General features: G+C 31.8%; 14 protein-coding genes. 12 read left to right on the forward strand and 2 right to left on the reverse strand.

What is annotated here, in order from left to right:
- Positions 1-70: 70 nt before the first annotated feature.
- From KQI85_RS06350 to KQI85_RS06360, 3 genes are all read left to right on the forward strand, one after another.
- Positions 71-403, forward strand: a complete 333-nt coding sequence (locus KQI85_RS06350) for a hypothetical protein (protein WP_216575246.1) — start codon at positions 71-73, stop codon at positions 401-403.
- Entirely contained in the window at positions 403-2,541 is a 2,139-nt protein-coding gene (locus tag KQI85_RS06355; protein WP_216575247.1) for a YhgE/Pip domain-containing protein, read from the forward strand. Before KQI85_RS06350 ends, KQI85_RS06355 begins: the two co-directional genes overlap by 1 nt.
- A 226-nt stretch (positions 2,542-2,767) precedes the next feature.
- Positions 2,768-4,270 (forward strand): aminotransferase class I/II-fold pyridoxal phosphate-dependent enzyme, encoded by a 1,503-nt coding sequence (locus KQI85_RS06360; protein WP_216575248.1) that lies wholly within the window; start codon positions 2,768-2,770, stop codon positions 4,268-4,270.
- Positions 4,271-4,442: 172 nt separating this feature from the next.
- Here the strand turns inward: KQI85_RS06360 and KQI85_RS06365 are convergent, their stop codons facing one another.
- Both KQI85_RS06365 and KQI85_RS06370 read right to left on the reverse strand, forming a co-directional pair.
- Positions 4,443-5,450 (reverse strand): sugar kinase, encoded by a 1,008-nt coding sequence (locus KQI85_RS06365; protein ID WP_216575249.1) that lies wholly within the window; start codon positions 5,448-5,450, stop codon positions 4,443-4,445.
- Between the two features lie 180 nt (positions 5,451-5,630).
- Positions 5,631-6,830 carry an FKBP-type peptidyl-prolyl cis-trans isomerase gene (locus tag KQI85_RS06370; protein ID WP_216575250.1) on the reverse strand — a complete coding sequence of 400 codons (1,200 nt, stop codon included), beginning with the start codon at positions 6,828-6,830 and terminating at the stop codon, positions 5,631-5,633.
- A 150-nt stretch (positions 6,831-6,980) separates the two neighbouring features.
- Here KQI85_RS06370 and KQI85_RS06375 point away from each other — a divergent pair, with 150 nt between their 5' ends.
- The 9 genes from KQI85_RS06375 to KQI85_RS06415 all read left to right on the forward strand — a co-directional run bounded on the left by KQI85_RS06375 (position 6,981) and on the right by KQI85_RS06415 (position 17,978).
- Entirely contained in the window at positions 6,981-8,321 is a 1,341-nt protein-coding gene (locus KQI85_RS06375; protein WP_216575251.1) for an MBOAT family protein, read from the forward strand.
- A gap of 13 nt (positions 8,322-8,334) precedes the next feature.
- The gene (locus KQI85_RS06380; protein WP_216575252.1) at positions 8,335-9,267 is read left to right on the forward strand and encodes a GDSL-type esterase/lipase family protein; all 933 of its coding nucleotides are present in this window, start codon (positions 8,335-8,337) and stop codon (positions 9,265-9,267) included.
- A gap of 30 nt (positions 9,268-9,297) precedes the next feature.
- Positions 9,298-9,801: an RNA polymerase sigma factor gene (locus KQI85_RS06385; RefSeq protein WP_216575253.1), complete on the forward strand. Its 504-nt coding sequence runs from the start codon at positions 9,298-9,300 to the stop codon at positions 9,799-9,801.
- Between the two features lies 1 nt (position 9,802).
- Positions 9,803-9,970, forward strand: coding sequence for a hypothetical protein (locus KQI85_RS06390; protein ID WP_216575254.1), 168 nt, complete (start codon positions 9,803-9,805; stop codon positions 9,968-9,970).
- 90 nt (positions 9,971-10,060) lie between these two features.
- Positions 10,061-12,844 (forward strand): ATP-binding protein, encoded by a 2,784-nt coding sequence (locus KQI85_RS06395; protein WP_216575255.1) that lies wholly within the window; start codon positions 10,061-10,063, stop codon positions 12,842-12,844.
- A gap of 53 nt (positions 12,845-12,897) precedes the next feature.
- Entirely contained in the window at positions 12,898-14,067 is a 1,170-nt protein-coding gene (fliB, locus tag KQI85_RS06400; RefSeq protein WP_216575256.1) for a flagellin lysine-N-methylase, read from the forward strand.
- Positions 14,068-14,288: 221 nt separating this feature from the next.
- Entirely contained in the window at positions 14,289-15,272 is a 984-nt protein-coding gene (locus tag KQI85_RS06405; RefSeq protein WP_216575257.1) for an ABC transporter ATP-binding protein, read from the forward strand.
- Positions 15,256-17,379, forward strand: coding sequence for a Gldg family protein (locus KQI85_RS06410; protein ID WP_253293770.1), 2,124 nt, complete (start codon positions 15,256-15,258; stop codon positions 17,377-17,379). The genes KQI85_RS06405 and KQI85_RS06410 overlap by 17 nt, the downstream gene beginning before the upstream one ends.
- The gene (locus KQI85_RS06415) at positions 17,379-17,978 is read left to right on the forward strand and encodes a DUF4340 domain-containing protein (protein ID WP_216575258.1); all 600 of its coding nucleotides are present in this window, start codon (positions 17,379-17,381) and stop codon (positions 17,976-17,978) included. Before KQI85_RS06410 ends, KQI85_RS06415 begins: the two co-directional genes overlap by 1 nt.
- Positions 17,979-18,136 lie beyond the last annotated feature (158 nt).

Raw genomic sequence — 18,136 nt, forward strand, 5'->3', positions numbered from 1 at the left:
ATAATCAAAAAACAGATGTTAGGGTTAATGATGAAGATACTATAAAATATAAAGAGATATATGATATGATATGATAATTGAATATGAGAGAAAAATTCATATTAAAAATGAGAAAAGAATTAAAATAGGACTTAGATGTATAATAATAATTCCTATGATATTTTTATTTTTACTTTTTGTTACAGAGAGTTCAAAGGTAATATTTTTGATACTATGGATAGTGTCGTTATTTGTAATAGCATCCTATCTTATTGCTGTTGAATATATGGATTATAATCTGCAAAAGAAGATTAAAGAGTTCACAGGTGATGAAGATGCAGAATTTGATGGACTTTTAGGTGATGATCTTATGCAGGTACATGAGACACTTAAGAGAATAAAGCAAAGAGAAGGTGATATGTAATGAAGATGATATTGCAGATATTTAGAAAAGATGCGAGAAGAATAAGTACTAATGTAGTTGCAGTTGTAGTAATAATGGGACTTTGTATATTACCATGTCTGTATGCGTGGTTTAATATTATATCTAACTGGGATCCGTATGGTGCAGATGCGACATCGAATATAAAAGTTGCTGTATATTCAGAGGATAAGGGAATAGACATAAGCGGAATAGAACTTAATGTAGGAGCATCTGTTGTATCAGCACTTGAGAGTAATACTACAATAGGCTGGGTATTTACACAAAGTGCATCAGATGGAATTAATGGTGTATATGCAGGAGATTATTATGCAGCACTCATTATACCTGAGAATTTTACAGAGAATATTATAAGTTTTGCAAAAGGCGAAGTTATTAATCCAGAGATTATATATTATGAGAATGATAAAAAGAATGCAATAGCACCAAAGATTACAGCTAAGGCAAAGACAGCGGTACAGAATCAGGTTAATGCCACATTCATTGGAACAATAGCAGAGACTGTAACTAAAATTGGAAGTGGTATAAGTAATATAACTGGTGGGACTGTTATGAGCGAATTAGATTCACAGTTAGCTAAGACTAATAGTAGCTTTGTGCAATATATTAATATAATTGATTCATTAATTACAGTTACTGAATCTGCAAAAGGTACAGTAGCATCGACAGATGCACTTACATCTAATTTTAATACTATAACATCAGCAGGAAGAAGTACTATATCAGGAATGCAGAGTATGCTTCTTACAGCGTCACAGACAACAGAGACTATGACAATGCTTGTTAATTATAGCCTTGATCTTATAGAAGATAATCTTACCGGAATATCTAAAAAGATTGAGAATACATTAACAGTACTGACGAATACAGGAGATTTTGTAGATATTAGTGTAGATGGTGTGACACAGGTAGTTCCTTATATGAGAGAGCTTTTTAATGGAACAATAACTAATACAGGTATTGATGAGAATAAATATGCAGGTGAGATTGCAGCGATTCGTGCAGATTTTGACAGATTAGAGAATGAGATTAATTCACTTAATTCTGGAAAAGAACTTACAATTTCAGAGATTAAGAAAGTCAAAGACAGCATTAAGAGCGAAACCGACAGATGCTTAATGGCAGTACAAAGTGTGAAAAATTCATACAATTATACAGTAAAACCAAAACTTAATGAGGATATGTATGGATTACAGGCATCACTTATGGATGCGTCAGAATTATTAGCTTCAATGTCTGGAGATTTTACAGATCTTACGATTGATATATCAAAATATTCAGATTCAATAACAAAAGGAACAGATAGTCTTAAAGCATCAAGAGCTGAAGCTGAAGAAGTGCTTAACAATATTAATATGATATCTGACAGACTAAAAGTTTTGTCTGACAGCGAATCATTTAACGAGATGATTAATATAATTACTTCAGATTCTGTTAATGCATCTGAGTTTGCAGAATCTCCGGTATATATGGAGACAGAGAAGATATATCCGATAGAAACGTATGGATCACAGATGGCAGCATTCTATACGATACTTGCAATATGGTTTGGTTCACTTATTCTTGTTGCGATTATACATGTAACAGTTCATGAAGGAGATGGCATTACAGGAGTAAAACCATGGCAGGCATATTTTGGAAGATATATAACATTCTTCCTTATTGGTCAGGTACAGGCATTATTAACAGTGCTCGGTAATGTATATTATATAGAGATACAGTGTATACATCCGTTTTTGTATTGGTTTGCAACTTCACAATGCAGCTTTATGTTTACAATCTTCATATATTCATTGACAGTAGCATTTGGTAATGTTGGTGAAGCATTAGCAGTAATAATTATGGTAATACAGGTTGCAGGAGCTGGTGGAACATTTCCTATAGAAGTATTACCAAAGGCATATCAGCTTATATATAATTATCTGCCATTCAAATTTGGAATGACAGCAATCAAAGAGACAATAGGTGGAATGTACAGACTAGATTATCTTAAGAGTATAATGTCTTTGTATGCTTATGTAGGAATTTCACTTATAATAGGAATTCTTGTAGCGATACCATTTAGAAGACTTAACAAGATGATTGAGCATAGTAAAGAGAAGACAGGATTTATGATATAATCTAATATTATATTTATACGAAAATGGTTCAACTTATTGAACTAATATTGAACTTAAATTGAACTTGTGCTATTCTAAACGGGTACAGACGGAATGTGGTATATATAATAAGCAGTATATATAATAAGTAGTATAAGAATGTCGTCTTTTATATATGCACAGATATAGATACAGTGTCTGTGAAACAAATATATTCAGAATAGAGATTAAGAAAGCGGTGACATTTATGGCAAAAGCTACAGTATCGCAGAGATTAAAAGAGATAATGGAGCTAAAAGGTCTTAAGCAGGTTGATATAATAAAGATGTCAGAACCTTATGGCAAGGAAGTTGGAATAAAACTTGGCAAGAGTCATATAAGTCAGTATATAAGTGGTAAGACAGAACCACGAATTGATGTGATAGCAGTGCTTGCTAAGACACTTGATGTAAGTGAATTATGGCTTATGGGTGAAGACGTAGATATGAAGAGCGGCAAAAAATATATGCCTGATACGATAGGAGAGAATGGTATGAGAGAATTTAAGAAATCAACAAAACTTGATAATGTATTATATGATGTAAGAGGACCGGTTGTAGATGAAGCAGCAAGAATGGAAGAAGCAGGGATGCATATTCTAAAACTCAATATAGGTAATCCTGCACCATTTGGATTTAGAGCACCGGAAGAAGTTATATATGATATGCGTCAGCAGCTTACAGACTGTGAAGGATATTCAGATTCAAGAGGACTTTTTGCAGCAAGAAAAGCGATCATGCAATATGCTCAGATAAAACATATACCTAATGTAGCAATAAGTGATATATATACAGGTAATGGCGTAAGTGAATTGATTAACTTATGTATGCAGGCACTTCTTAACGATGGAGATGAGATACTTATTCCTTCACCGGATTATCCATTATGGACAGCAACAGCTACATTAGCAGGCGGTAAAGCTGTACATTATATCTGTGATGAGAGTGCAGACTGGTATCCTGATATTGAAGATATTAAGAAAAAAGTTACAGACAGAACTAAAGCTATAGTAATCATTAATCCTAACAATCCAACAGGAGCAGTATATCCAAAAGAAGTTCTTGAAGAGATTGTAAAAGTAGCAAGAGAACATCAGCTTATAATATTCTCAGATGAGATATATGACAGATTATGTATGGATGGTGAGGAACATTGTTCAATAGCTTCACTTGCACCGGATCTGTTCTGTGTTACATTCAGTGGGCTTTCAAAGTCACATATGATAGCTGGATTTAGAGTTGGCTGGATGATATTAAGTGGTAATAAAGCAATGGCAAAAGATTATATGGCTGGAATTAATATGCTTTCTAATATGCGTCTATGTTCTAATGTACCGGCGCAGTCAATAGTACAGACAGCGCTTTGGGGTTATCAGAGTGTTAATAACTACATTCAGCCTGGTGGAAGAATATATGAACAAAGAGAGTTCATATACAAAGCACTTAATGATATACCGGGAATAAGTGCAGTTAAGCCAAAAGCAGCATTCTATATATTCCCTAAGATTGATATTAAGAAGTTCAATATATATAATGATGAGAAGTTTGCATTTGACTTCCTTAAAGAGAAAAAAGTATTGATTGTTCCTGGAAGTGGATTTAACTGGGCAGAGCCTGATCACTTTAGAGTAGTATATCTTCCAAGAATAGAAGTTCTTGATGAATCAATGAAGAATATGGCAGATTTCTTTGCACATTATCAGCAGAAATAGAAGATGCATATAAGCCTATAATACTGATTGCAAGATTGTATTTGTAGAAAAGATGATAATAAAAAGTTAAGCAATAAAATATAAGTCACTTTAAATAAAAACAGATGGATTTAAATTATATCTTAATCCATCTGTTTTTGCATTTTTATTTTAATGTTCTTATTGTAATGAATTATCTTTGAACTTCATTACCACTTGCTGAGAATGCAAGTCTATTAACTTCGTCAACTGTAACAAGGTTAAAGTCACCACTTACTGTATGTTTTAAACAGCTTGCTGCATTAGAGAATTCAACAGCTTTTTGAGGATCATATCCATGAATATAACTGTAGATGATACCTGCACAATAAGCATCACCTGCTCCGATATAATCAAGAATACTCATATAATACTCTTTGCTGTAGTAAGCTTTGCCCTTAGTATAGATCATAGACTGAAGCTTAAATGTTGTAATAGATGTCTCTGTACGCCATACAGAAGCTACTATTTTGAATGGGAACATCTTAAGAAGTTCTTTTGCAATATAAGCATTCTTTTCTTCACCGTTAGCCTGTGAAGGATCGATGGAGAAGATACCGATAGCATCATCTTCATTAGCAATACATATATCAACGTATGGGCAGATTTCAGACATAACTTTTTTAGCTTTTTCACTGCTCCATAATTTACTTCTATAGTTAAGATCACAGCTTATTGTAAGTCCTAGTTTTTTAGCAGCTTTACAGGCTTCAAGTGTGATTACAGCCATCTCATCGCTTAGTGCAGGAGTAATTCCTGAAAAATGAAACCATGTAGCATCTTTAAATATCTCGTTCCAGTTAAAATCATCTCTGCTTGCAAGAGCGATTGCAGAATCAGCACGGTTATATATAACATTAGAAGGTCTCTGGCTTGTCTTCTTCTCAAGGAAGTAGATACCTATCTGATCACCACCACGAACGATATTGCTTGTATCAACACCATACTGTCTTAATGCATTAACAGCACTCTGACCGATTGTATGCTTTGGAAGCTTTGTAACATAAGATGTATTAATACCAAAGTGAGATAATGAAACAGCAGTATTAGCTTCACCGCCGCCATATACAGCTTCGAATGAATGACACTGTGTAAAACGTTCATTGTTGTTAGGTGAAAGGCGAAGCATAATTTCGCCAAAAGTAATAATTTTGTTTTTCATTAAATTGCACCTCTCAAATAAATCTTTAAATAATTCCCACAAATTATATTATAGCATATTTTTAGTGGCTTGTACTAAAAATTGAATATTTTTTTTAACAACCTTTAGTATAGAAAAGCAAAAAACATCAGCAGCTTATATACATAAATATAAGAACTGCTGATATTTTTACCTGATATATTATTTTACAACAATATTATCTTTTACAATTTCAAGGGCTTTTTCGGCAATCATATTCTGCATAAGATAACTCTTGCCATAAGTCTCAACCATTGAAGTATAATCGTCTTCTGATTTACCTTGTTCTGTTAAGTATGCTTTATAATCATCTTCAGTAACAGATATGCCTTCTTTTTCAGCTATAGCCTGATAGAACAGATTAGTCTTAAGAGTCTTTAAAACAGAAGTATCAAGGCTCTTGTCATACTGTGATTCTGATTTTCCTACATAATCTTCAAAGCTTGAAAGTGATGTATACATTGATTTGTAGTAGTTATAATTAGATTCATCAACATATTTTTGTAATGATTTAAGGTGTGAGAAATATTTCTCAGGAACAGTATTAACTGTTATATTTTCATCAATGTATGTTGAAATCCAAGATTCAAGCTTCTGATTATAATTAGTCTCTTTTAGATATTCTCTATATCCGTCAGCAGTAGTTGCATAATCAGAGAGATTCTCTTTTACAAAATCATCAGTGAATTCAGGAATCTGATATACACTATTAATAGTAACTTCAAATACAGCATCTTTGCCTGAAAGTTCTGTATTAGTATCATAAGGATCTGGGAATGTTACATTAACTGTAACATGTTCGCCAGGTGCATGTCCGATTAATTGCTGTTCAAAATCATCTATATATGTACCAGAGCCAATCTCAAGATCTGCACCGGAACCATTAGTATTTCCACCACTGAATTCCTCGCCGTCTACTGTTCCGACATAATCAATATTAACAGTATCGCCATCTTTTATCTTAGTCTCGGTTGAAGTGTCTTCAGTCTTATGGCTTTTTAAGATAGACTGGATACTGGTCTCAACATCTTCATCTGTATATTCAACTTCACTTTGTGGTACTTCAAGACCTTTATAATCAAAAGTTCCTAAAACGTCAGTTGCATTAATACCTGATATGAATCCATTGTCATCAAGATAAGCACTGAAATCACTGCTAGGTTTGATTCTTGTAACTTCACGATAGATTTTAATACCTGCAACTGATGCAAAACCTACAATAACAACTGTTAAAAAGGTAATTTTTGCAGCTTTTAAAAGTATCCTGTTACGTTTCATTTTTTTAATTTCTTTTTCTCTCTGGATTTTACGCTGCTTACTAAGACTTAATCCAGAAGTATCAACTTTTTTTTCTTCCTTCATTAATATAACCTCTTCCTGTATAGTTTTGTACAACGTCGTTATTATAACATATATTTATGTTACTTTTGTGAAAAAAATTAAATTTTTTGAAACTTTTTATAATGGTTATGCGTCTATATATTGAGAAGATTATTTAGGAGAAAAAAAGACATGTTATTTTCAAGCCAGATATTTATATTTGCATTTTTACCGATCTTTATGATCATTTATTATATAGCAGGCAAAAAATACAGAAACGCAGTACTTTTTATTGGAAGTATAATATTCTATTCAATAGGAGAGTTAAAATATCTTCCACTTATGATAGGAATGCTTACTGTTAATTATTTTGCAGCAGAACTAATTGAAGATTCTAAGAGTAATATCAAGAAAAAAATTATACTTTCTATAATACTTTTTGTAGATTTTGGGATACTTATATATTACAAAGGATTCGCAAAACATATACCACTTGGAATAAGTTTTTATACGTTTCAGATAACTGCGTATGTTATTGATGTATATAAAACAGATGCTAAAGCACAGCATAATTATGTGAATCTTGGAACATATCTGTGTATGTTTCCACAGCTTATAGCAGGACCGATTATACTATACACTGATATAGATAAAGAGATAGAAAAACGAGAATATAATTTTGAAAATATAGAAGAAGGACTAAAGATATTTGTCATTGGACTTGCATCAAAAGTACTTGTGGCAGATGTTCTTGCAATGCTTGTTAATGAGATAAAAGTTACCGGATATGATAGTATAACAACGATAATGGCATGGATTGGTGCGATAGCTTATTCAATTGAGATCTATTTTGATTTTAATGGATATTCACTTATGGCAATTGGTCTTGGCAGAATGTTAGGATTTCATATTCCAAGAAATTTTGATAATCCATATATATCACGTTCAGTAAGTGAATTCTGGAGAAGGTGGCATATTACACTTGGAAGATGGTTTAAAGATTATGTATATATACCACTTGGAGGTAACCGAAAGGGCAGATTTAATACAATAAGAAATCTTCTTATAGTATGGATTCTTACAGGAATATGGCATGGATGTGGAGTAACATTCGTGTTATGGGGAATATCAACATTTCTATTAATAGCTTTAGAAAAAGTTTTTTTACACAAGATACTTGATAAGAGTAAGATTATATCATCCATCTATATGTTCTTATTTATTAATATAAGCTGGGTTATATTCTCATTAGAAGATTTAACGAGTGTTAAGACATATCTTTTAAGAATGTGTCCTGTGATAAAAGGTAGTGCATCGGCATATATTAACAGTTTGGATTATGTAAGTGCATTAAAAAGATATGGATTATTCCTTATTATTGGGATTATATTTAGCACACCAATAGGTGAAAAGTTATATAAAAAATATGGAAAAACATATATTTTGGCAGGAATTCTCCTTGTTGTATTCTGGTTATGTGTATATAGAATGGCAACAAGTGCCGCCAATCCATTTTTGTACTTTAGATTTTAAGGGAGAAAAAGATATGAATAAACGTATTAAATATCCATTTTTCTCAGCAATTGTATTAAGTAGTATTATATATGGAGAATTTAAGATGCTTAACAGTTATGTTGAGAAGAATGAGAATAAGATAAATGGCAGTATAGTTAGTGAAGAAGGAAAGAAAGAAGATAATGAGTATGCAACATATACTTTAAAAAGTGATGAACATATAAGCGAGAGTATATCAGTTACAGAAACAGATGAGAATACAAAAGAAGCAGATAATATTGAAGAAACACAAACTGAAGAAGCTACAGAGTCAGTAACACAAGCAAAAGCACCTGAGATTACTAATGAATCTGATAAGACATATGAATTCACACAGGTTGATATAAGCTATCTGGATGACGCACTTTTTATAGGAGATTCAAGAACTTCGACACTTTATGAGTATGCAGGATGGGATAATACAGATTTTTATGTTGAGTATGGACTTACAATATGGGATGTTCTTGATGCACCAATAGCTAGTGTTCCGGGAAGTAATGAAAAAATTTCAGTTTATGATGGATTATCAGCTAAAAAGTATGGTAAAATATATATTATGCTAGGAGTAAATGAATTAGGAACAGGAACAGCAGATACGTATTTTGAACAATTTAAGACAGTAATTTCAACGATAAGGGAATTACAGCCTGATGCAGTCATATTTATTCAGAGCATTATGCATGTTACAGATGAGATTGACCACAAAGGAACATACATCAATAATGATGAGATTAATGCCAGAAATGATAAAATAAAGACATTAGCAGACAATAAGAATGTATTTTATATAGACAACAACCAATTATTCGATGATCCACAGACAGGCAAGTTAAATCCGGACTATACAGCAGACGGAGTGCATATACTTGCAAGATATGTTGGGGACTGGCAGAATTTCTATCTGGAGCATGGTATTATAAAATAATAATATCGACAAATAGAAAGAGGTATTGCAATGAGTTACGAAACAGTACATCATGCGATTGAAGATATAATTCTTACATCTTATGAATCGATGTATCGCCTTGCATATACTTATGTGAAGAATGAGCAGGATGCACTTGATATAGTGCAGGAGAGTATATATAAGGCAATTAAGAACTCGGATCAGATAGACAATATAGAGTCAGCTAAAAGCTGGATTTGGAGAATCCTTGTTAATACAGCGATTGATTATGTAAGACAGAATAAAAGAGAAGTGATAATCTCTGATATCTCTGATAATGAAGAGATTATGGTTGACAAACCTTTTATTGATATATATGAAGATATAGATATGCTAAAAGCACTTGATATATTAAGTGACAGAGAAAAGGCAGTAGTTATACTTCGTTATTTTGAAGATATGAAGATTAGCGAAGTGGCACAATGCCTTGGAGAGAATATTAATACAGTTAAATCTGTTTTATATAGAAGTTTAAAAAAATTAAAAACAGAAATTACGGGAGGAGGCTCTTGAAATGAGTGAAGACGATATTTGGAATATTAAAGATGCATATATGAAGATTAATATTCCTGAGTGCCTGTTACACTGCATTGAAGAAGCAGTTGCGAAAGGGCAAGAGTCTTACAACAGTTCAAGAAAACCACAAAAAGAGGAACCTGTTAATATTAATAGTAAACTATAATTAAGAAACAGGTAATTTTTGGAGTTACTGTAGTAAAGATTACTATACTATTAATGCGACACGACCGAAAAATACTTTGGAGGTGGGCGCATGAAAAATAAAAAGAAAATTTTAAAAGCAACAGTCATAATAACATTTACAATGTCGATGTTATTATGTTTATTTTTTATGCGTGGCAGTGCCAAGGTTAGTGCAAAAGATGAAGAACATGCTAAGAATATTCTATATATAAGTTCATATTCGTATGATTGGGGAACAGTCCCATTACAGATGCAGGGCGTAGATGAAGTGCTGTCTGAATGTTATAGTATAATATATGAATTTATGGACACGAAGAGAGTCTCATACGATGTTGCATCAATAGAATTAAGCAACAAACTTAGAAATATGAGAAAAAATGGTTATGTATATGATGCAGTTATTGTAGGTGATGATGATGCACTTCATTTTATAGATGAATATAAAGATGAATTCTTTAAAAATATTCCAGTATCATATCTTGGAATTAATGATATAGAATTTGCTGAGAGAATGGCATCTGACAGTAAGATTACAGGAGTTGTAGAAGTTCTTCCGTATGAAGCTAATATTAATCTTATAAGATCTATTTTTCCTGAAGTTGATACAATTGTAGGAATTGTAGATTCAACTAATACTGGAATAGGCGAAAAAGGACAGTTTATCGAGGCATCAAAAAAATATCCACAATATACATTTGAAGAACTCAACGTTTCTGATTATGATAAAGATACAGTAAAAGAAAAATTATCAGAATATGGTAATAATACAGTAATATTCTATCTTATTATGTCATCTGACAAAGATGGCAATGTATATACATTAGATGAGAGAGAAGAGATATTTAAGAATTATTGTAATGTTCCAATATTCAGAATGAATCAGTGCGGAATAACAGACAGTGTATTTGGTGGTATGGTAGTATCACATTATGTATCAGGGAAACTTGCAGCAGGGATAATCAAATCAACATTGTCAGGATCTGATATAGAAAGCAGAACTAGGATTATGAGTACACCATGTGAGTATATATTCAATTACAAGATGATGGAAAAATATGGGATATCTGAAGTTATGCTACCACAAGACAGTACAATACTTAATAGAGAATCGTTGATAAGCGGACGTGAATTAAAGATAATACTTCCATTTATAATACTAAGTATAGTATTTGCAGTTCTATTTGTGCTTATATTACTCAAAGAAGTTAAAAATAAGCAAAGACTTAATGAATCAATAAGAATAGAACAGGAGTCAAAAGAGAAAACACAGATGCTTGAAAAAGATATAAATGTATTTAGAAATATTGTATATTTTACTGTAAAACAGGAATTTAGTAAGGTAATACTTATAGATGTTAATACAAGAGAAGGTTTTATGTATTTTGAATATGGAAAATATAGTAACAGAAAATATCTTCATGATTATGAAGAAGCTTTTTTGGTTGGAATAGATTCCGTTGTAGAAGAAGACAGAGAACGTTATAAGAAAGATATAAAACTTGAGAATATAAAAAAACAGATTGTTGATAATGACGGTAAATATATCATGGAATTTCGAAGAATATCAGATGGAAATGTACTGTGGTATGAATATGAATTTACATATTTTGATGAAGATAAGAATACAATACTTCTCCTCAAACGTAACATAGATGATTTTATGGTTCGTGAAGTTGAGAATAAAAACAGGCTAGAGAATGCACTTATGAATGCACAGAATAGAAATAATGAGAAACAAAAGTATATGTCAAGCTTGTCACATGAGATAAGAACACCGGTTAATGGAGTAAAAGGACTGCTTGAGATTATAAAAGATGAACCGGACAAAGTTGAAAAATATATAGACAAAGCTATTATGGCAACGAATAACCTTATTGCACTCATTAATGATTTTCTTGATTATTCAAAGATTGAGAGTGGTAATATGGAATTACAAAAAGAAATGACACATTTTGATGAACTTGAAGAATATATTAAGACGGTAATTGAACCACTTACAGCAAAAAAACATCAGACACTTGAATGTAATCATTATAATAGAATCTATGAATGTGTTGTATGTGATGATAAAAAACTTAAACAGATACTTCTTAATATACTTTCAAATGCAGTGAAATATACACCTGAGAATGGAAAGATAATCTTTAATATTGAGGAGAGAAGTTTAGAAAAAGATAATCTTGTAGAAGTGAGTTTTCAGGTTATTGATAATGGTATAGGTATGAGCGAAGAATTTTTGGCACATGCCTTTGAACCATTCAAACAGGAACATCAGGGCAAATCAGATAGTACAGGACTTGGACTTGCGATAACTAAGAAACTTGTAGATCTTATGAATGGCAAGATAAAGATAGACAGCAAACAAGAAGAAGGAACAAAAGTTACAATACTTATGATATTTAATGGAATTACAGATATTAGATTTGTTGAAAAGAAGAGGTTAGAAGAGAAGAAAGCAAATAATATAAGATTTAAGAATATGACAGTTCTTGTGGCAGAAGATAATGATATTAATATGGAGATAGCTGAGAATATGTTTGCCAAACTTGGCATGAGAGTTGTCAAAGCATCAGATGGAAGTGAGGCTGTTGAGAAATTTAAACAAAATGAAGATATAGATCTTATTGTTATGGATGTGCTTATGCCAGTGATAGATGGAATAACAGCATCTAAGATAATCAGGCAGACAGAACGAGGAAAGAATATTGTGATAATAATGATGACAGCTAATTCATACATAGAAGATGAAGAAGGAATTGAAGAAGCAGCTATTAATTATCATATAACTAAACCATTTGAGAGAAGAGAAGTGGTAGACATTCTTGTAAAAGAGTTTTATAATAAGATAGTTTAAATTTTACAAATGTAAAATTGAGTTTTATATGAGAAAAAAGGAGTAAGACGAAAGTGAAGATAAGAGTTCCTGATTATTATAAAGATTTTAAATGTATAGCAGATAAATGTGAAGATACATGCTGTGCCGGATGGGAAGTTGATGTTGATGATGATTCCTATGAATATTATAAGACTGTAACAGGTCCATTTGGTGATAGAATCAAGTCTGTAATGGTACCACCTACAGAAGAAGAGGAAGCATGTTTTACACTTAATAATGGAAGATGTCCATTCCTTAACGATAATAACTTATGTGATCTGTATACTGAACTTGGAGAAGATAAATTATGTGATACATGTACTAATTATCCAAGATTTATAGAAGAATATGGAAGTCTTAGAGAGATAGGAATTGCACTTTCATGTAAGACTGCCGGTGAGCTTATATTAAAGTCAGATAAAAAAGTTACGTTTGAACTTACAGAAAATGATGAGATGGTAAGTACATATAATGATATAGATCCTGAACTATATATGATGTTAATGGCATCAAGAAAGACAGCATTTGACATAGCACAGAATAGAGATTTTGATATTGTAATGAGATACTGTCTTGTACTTGAATATGCTAAAGATATCCAGGAGATGATAGACAAAGGTACTTTATCAAAGATAATGAATATTAAGAATAATTATAGCAATGAAGAATATCTTAGAGAGAGAACTAAGACATTTAATATTTTACATAATGAGGAATATACAAGATATTCATATATATATGAATATTTAAAAATATTTGACGATTTTGAGATAATTAACAAATCATGGACTGATATGGTTAATCATGAAAAAGAATATATGTATGAACAATCTTCAAATGAAGAATATAAGTCAAGATATAACAGATTTGAACAATATTATCATGAAAAAGAATATGAGTATGAGCAGCTTTTAGTATATTTTATATTCAGATATTATCTGAAGGCTGTTAATGATGATGATGTATTCTCGAAAGTTAAGATGGCAGTAGTGAGCTTTCTTATTATAAAGGATCTTGATGTGCTAAGATTCTGTGACAATGAAGGAAGTCTTTCTTTTGAAGAGCAGGTTGATATAATGCATATTTATTCAAGAGAGATAGAACATTCTTATGAGAATTTTGAAAAGTTATCACTTATGCTATCTGAAGATGAGAGATTCTCATATCATGTTCTTATAAGTCTTCTTATAGACAGTTTGTAGTTTATAAGGAAATAAAATGGTCTATTAGGTAGTACTGATATTATATAAAATAATATAATATTTTAGTAGACAGCATTTAGCATATATATGATAAGGTGCTGTCTATAATTTGTGACTAAAAGTTTGTCAAATGAACACACTCTTTTCATATTTTGAACGTCTAAATTTCACATATTTGCCATAATATGGACATAGACGCAGATATGAAAGGAGTTTTTATTTTGATTGAAATTAATCATCTTGTTAAAAAATATGGCAATCATGTTGCTGTAAATGATTTATCACTCAAGGTTGAAGATGGAAAAATCTATGGATTTTTAGGACCTAATGGTGCAGGTAAATCAACAACTATGAATATTATAACTGGTTATCTTGCCGCTACAAGTGGTGAAGTAAAAGTTAATGGTTATGATGTACTTAAGAATCCTGAAGAAGCGAAGAAGAGTATAGGTTATCTCCCTGAATTGCCACCGGTATATATGGATATGACAGTTATGGAGTATCTGAAATTTGTTGCTGAACTTAAGAAGATACCTAAAAAAGATACAAAAGCACATATTGATGAGATAATTGATATGACAAAACTTAATGATGTATCAGGCAGAATGATACGTAATCTGTCAAAAGGTTACAGACAGAGAGTTGGGCTTGCACAGGCACTTATCGGATATCCGGATGTAATTATTCTTGATGAACCAACAGTAGGCCTTGATCCAAAGCAGATTATCGAAATACGAGAACTTATTAAAAGTCTTAAGAAAAAACATACAGTAATATTAAGTTCACATATTATGCAGGAGATTAATGCTGTATGTGATTATGTATTTATTATATCAAAAGGAAAACTCGTAGCTTCTGATAACATTGAAAATATAGGAAACTATGCTTCTCAAAAAGGTGTTATAGAAGCGGTTATAAAGGGTGAAGAGACTGATATTAATATGGCACTACAAGGCATAGATGCTATTACGTCAAGCAATATGGAAAAGACTGATGATGGAATGTGGAAAGTTGTTATTAATACCAGTGGCGACAGAGATATAAGAGAAGAACTGTTCTATGCATTAAGTGAGAGAAAGCTTCCGATTATGTACCTTAATAAGAAAGAAAGTTCACTTGAGGAGATCTTCCTTGAACTTACAGAGAGTCAGAATGACGAAAAAGAGAGTAATAAGGAGGAAGAAGAGAATGTCAGCAATTTATAAAAAAGAACTAAAATCTTATTTTAACACAGGTATTGGCTGGCTGTTCCTCGCAGCAACACTTTGCCTTGTAGGACTTTATTTTACAATATATTGTCTGTTATATGGATATCCATATATATCGTATGCATTGACTAGTGTATCATTTTTGTATTTTATAACAATACCTGTACTTACAATGAAGATTCTTGCAGAAGAGCGAAAACAAAAGACTGACCAGCTTATTCTTACAGCACCGGTATCAATTGGTAAGATAGTACTTGGTAAATATCTTGCGATGTTATCAATTCTTGCAATAGCAATGGTAGTTATATGTATTTATCCACTTGTATTATCAAGATTTGGAACAGTACCAATGCTTCAGTCGTATGTTGCGATACTTGGATATTTTGCACTTGGTGCAGTATCAATAGCTATTGGTATGTTTATCTCATCTATAACAGAGAGCCAGGTAATAGCAGCAGTATTATCATTTGGTGTGTTATTCCTTGGATATATGATGAAGAATATATGTAGTCTTATATCTGCTAATGGTAATTTTATAACTAAGATATTAGGCGTATTTGACCTTGATTCACCACTTGAGAATTTTCTTAATGGTATCTTTGATGTGTCAAGTCTTGTATATTATGTAACGCTTATATTACTTTTTATCTTTCTTACATGTCAAAGCATTGAGAAAAGAAGATGGAGTGTATCATCAAAGAGTTTAAAAACAGGTGCATATAGTGTAGGTCTTATAATCATAGGAATTGTAGCAACAGTTCTTGTCAATCTTGTTATCAAGGAAGTACCTATTGAATATACACAGTTTGATATAACATCACAGAAATTATATTCACTTACAAGTGATACTAAGAATTATATAAAAGGACTTACAAAAGATGTTAATATATATGTAATATCATCAAAAGATGAGCAGGATGATGCCATTAATAAGAGTCTTGAGAGGTATGCTGATATGTCATCACATATAAATGTTGAATACAAAGATCCAACAGTATATCCAACATTTTACAAAGAATATTCATCATCAATGACTAAGAAGAGTATAGTTGTTGTATGTGGTGAAAAATCAAAAGTTATAAATTATAGTGATATGTATGAGTATAGTGTTGATTATACAACATATACACAGACAACAACAGGATATGACGGTGAAGGAAGACTTACAAGTGCAATATCTTATGTAACAACAGATGATATGCCTGTTATATATCAGGTAAAAGGACATGATGAAGTCGAACTTGAAGATACATTTACAGATGCAGCAGAGAAACTAAATATGGAAGTTAAGTCTCTTAATCTTATGGAGAATGATGCAGTTCCAGAAGATGCTGAATGTATTACAATACTTGCACCATCATCAGATTTTTCAGAAGATGATGCTAATAAAGTTATAGATTATATTAACGGTGGTGGAAAAGTTATACTGTCAACAGCTTATACAGATAAGGAATTACCTAATTTTGATAAGATACTTAGCACACTTGGTATAACTAATACTTATGCAATGATTGCCGAAGGAAACTCATCTAACTATTATCAGTCACCTTTCTTTACATTACCAACAGTACAGTCAAGTGACTATACATCAGCAGTAAGCAGTAGTAAATATATCTTTTCACCATATTCAGTAGCACTTACATTTGATACAGATAATACAGATTACACATATACTAAACTGCTTGAGACATCGGATGCTGCTTATGCTAAGAAGAATGTATCACAGATGACAGATTATACAAAAACAGATAGTGATATAACAGGACCATTCACAGAAGGTATGCTTGTTGAAAAAACTATTTCAGGTTCAGAGGACACTAAAGCAACAGTAGCAGTGTTCGCATCATCATATCTCTTTACATCAAGTGCAGATAGTATGGTATCAGGTAATAACTTAAGTCTGTTCTCAGGACTTCTTGGAAAACTTGTCAATACAGACGATAACGCAGCAGCATTTACAATTCCTGTTAAGAAATATACTCTTGCACAGATGACAATACCTTCAAAGAGCGTTGTAATAATTGGTGCACTTGTAACTGTTATAATACCGCTTGCTCTGCTAATTACAGGTCTTGTAATATGGCTTAAGAGGAGGAGAAGATAATGGAAAAGAAACAGAAACATCTGATTATAGGGATAATATGCCTGGTTGTTCTTGTTATTATGTATTTTGGCGTAAAAGTTCTTGCAGATAAGAAACAGGCAAAAGATGAAGCCGAAAGTGAAGCAGATAAGATATATGTGACAGATTATGAAGTAAGTGATGTAAAAAAAGTATCATATACATGTAATGGTGAAGAGATAGAACTTGTAAAAGATAATGATACATGGTCAAGTGCATCAGATGCATCACTTAATCTTAGCACATCAGATATAGAAGCATTTCTTGAGACTTTTAATCATCTTGAAGCAAAAAGCAGATTAGATGGTGAAAAAGATAATGAAGAATATGAGATGAGTACACCTACAAATGTACTTACAGTAACTCTTTTAGATGATACAGTTTACACTTATACTATTGGTGGATATAATAGTGTATCATCAATCTATTATATGACACTTAATGATAGTGATGATGTGTATGCAATAAGTTCTGTAGCAGTTCAGAAACTTGACAAGACACTTGATGATTTTGTTGAGGAGACGACACAGGAAGAGACTACAACAGAGGAGACAACAATGGAAGAGACTACAGCAGAATAGACTACAGTAGAATAGACTACAGTAGAAAAGACAACTAATTGCCTGCTTGGTATTATTATCAATTAATAAATACCAGACAGGCATTTAGTTGTCTTCTTTTGAATAGAATAAAAATATCTATATTATAGATAATCAAAATTAGTATATGTATGTTAAAT

The organism is Falcatimonas sp. MSJ-15, from assembly GCF_018918265.1.
Taxonomy (GTDB): Bacteria; Bacillota; Clostridia; order Lachnospirales; family Lachnospiraceae; genus Falcatimonas.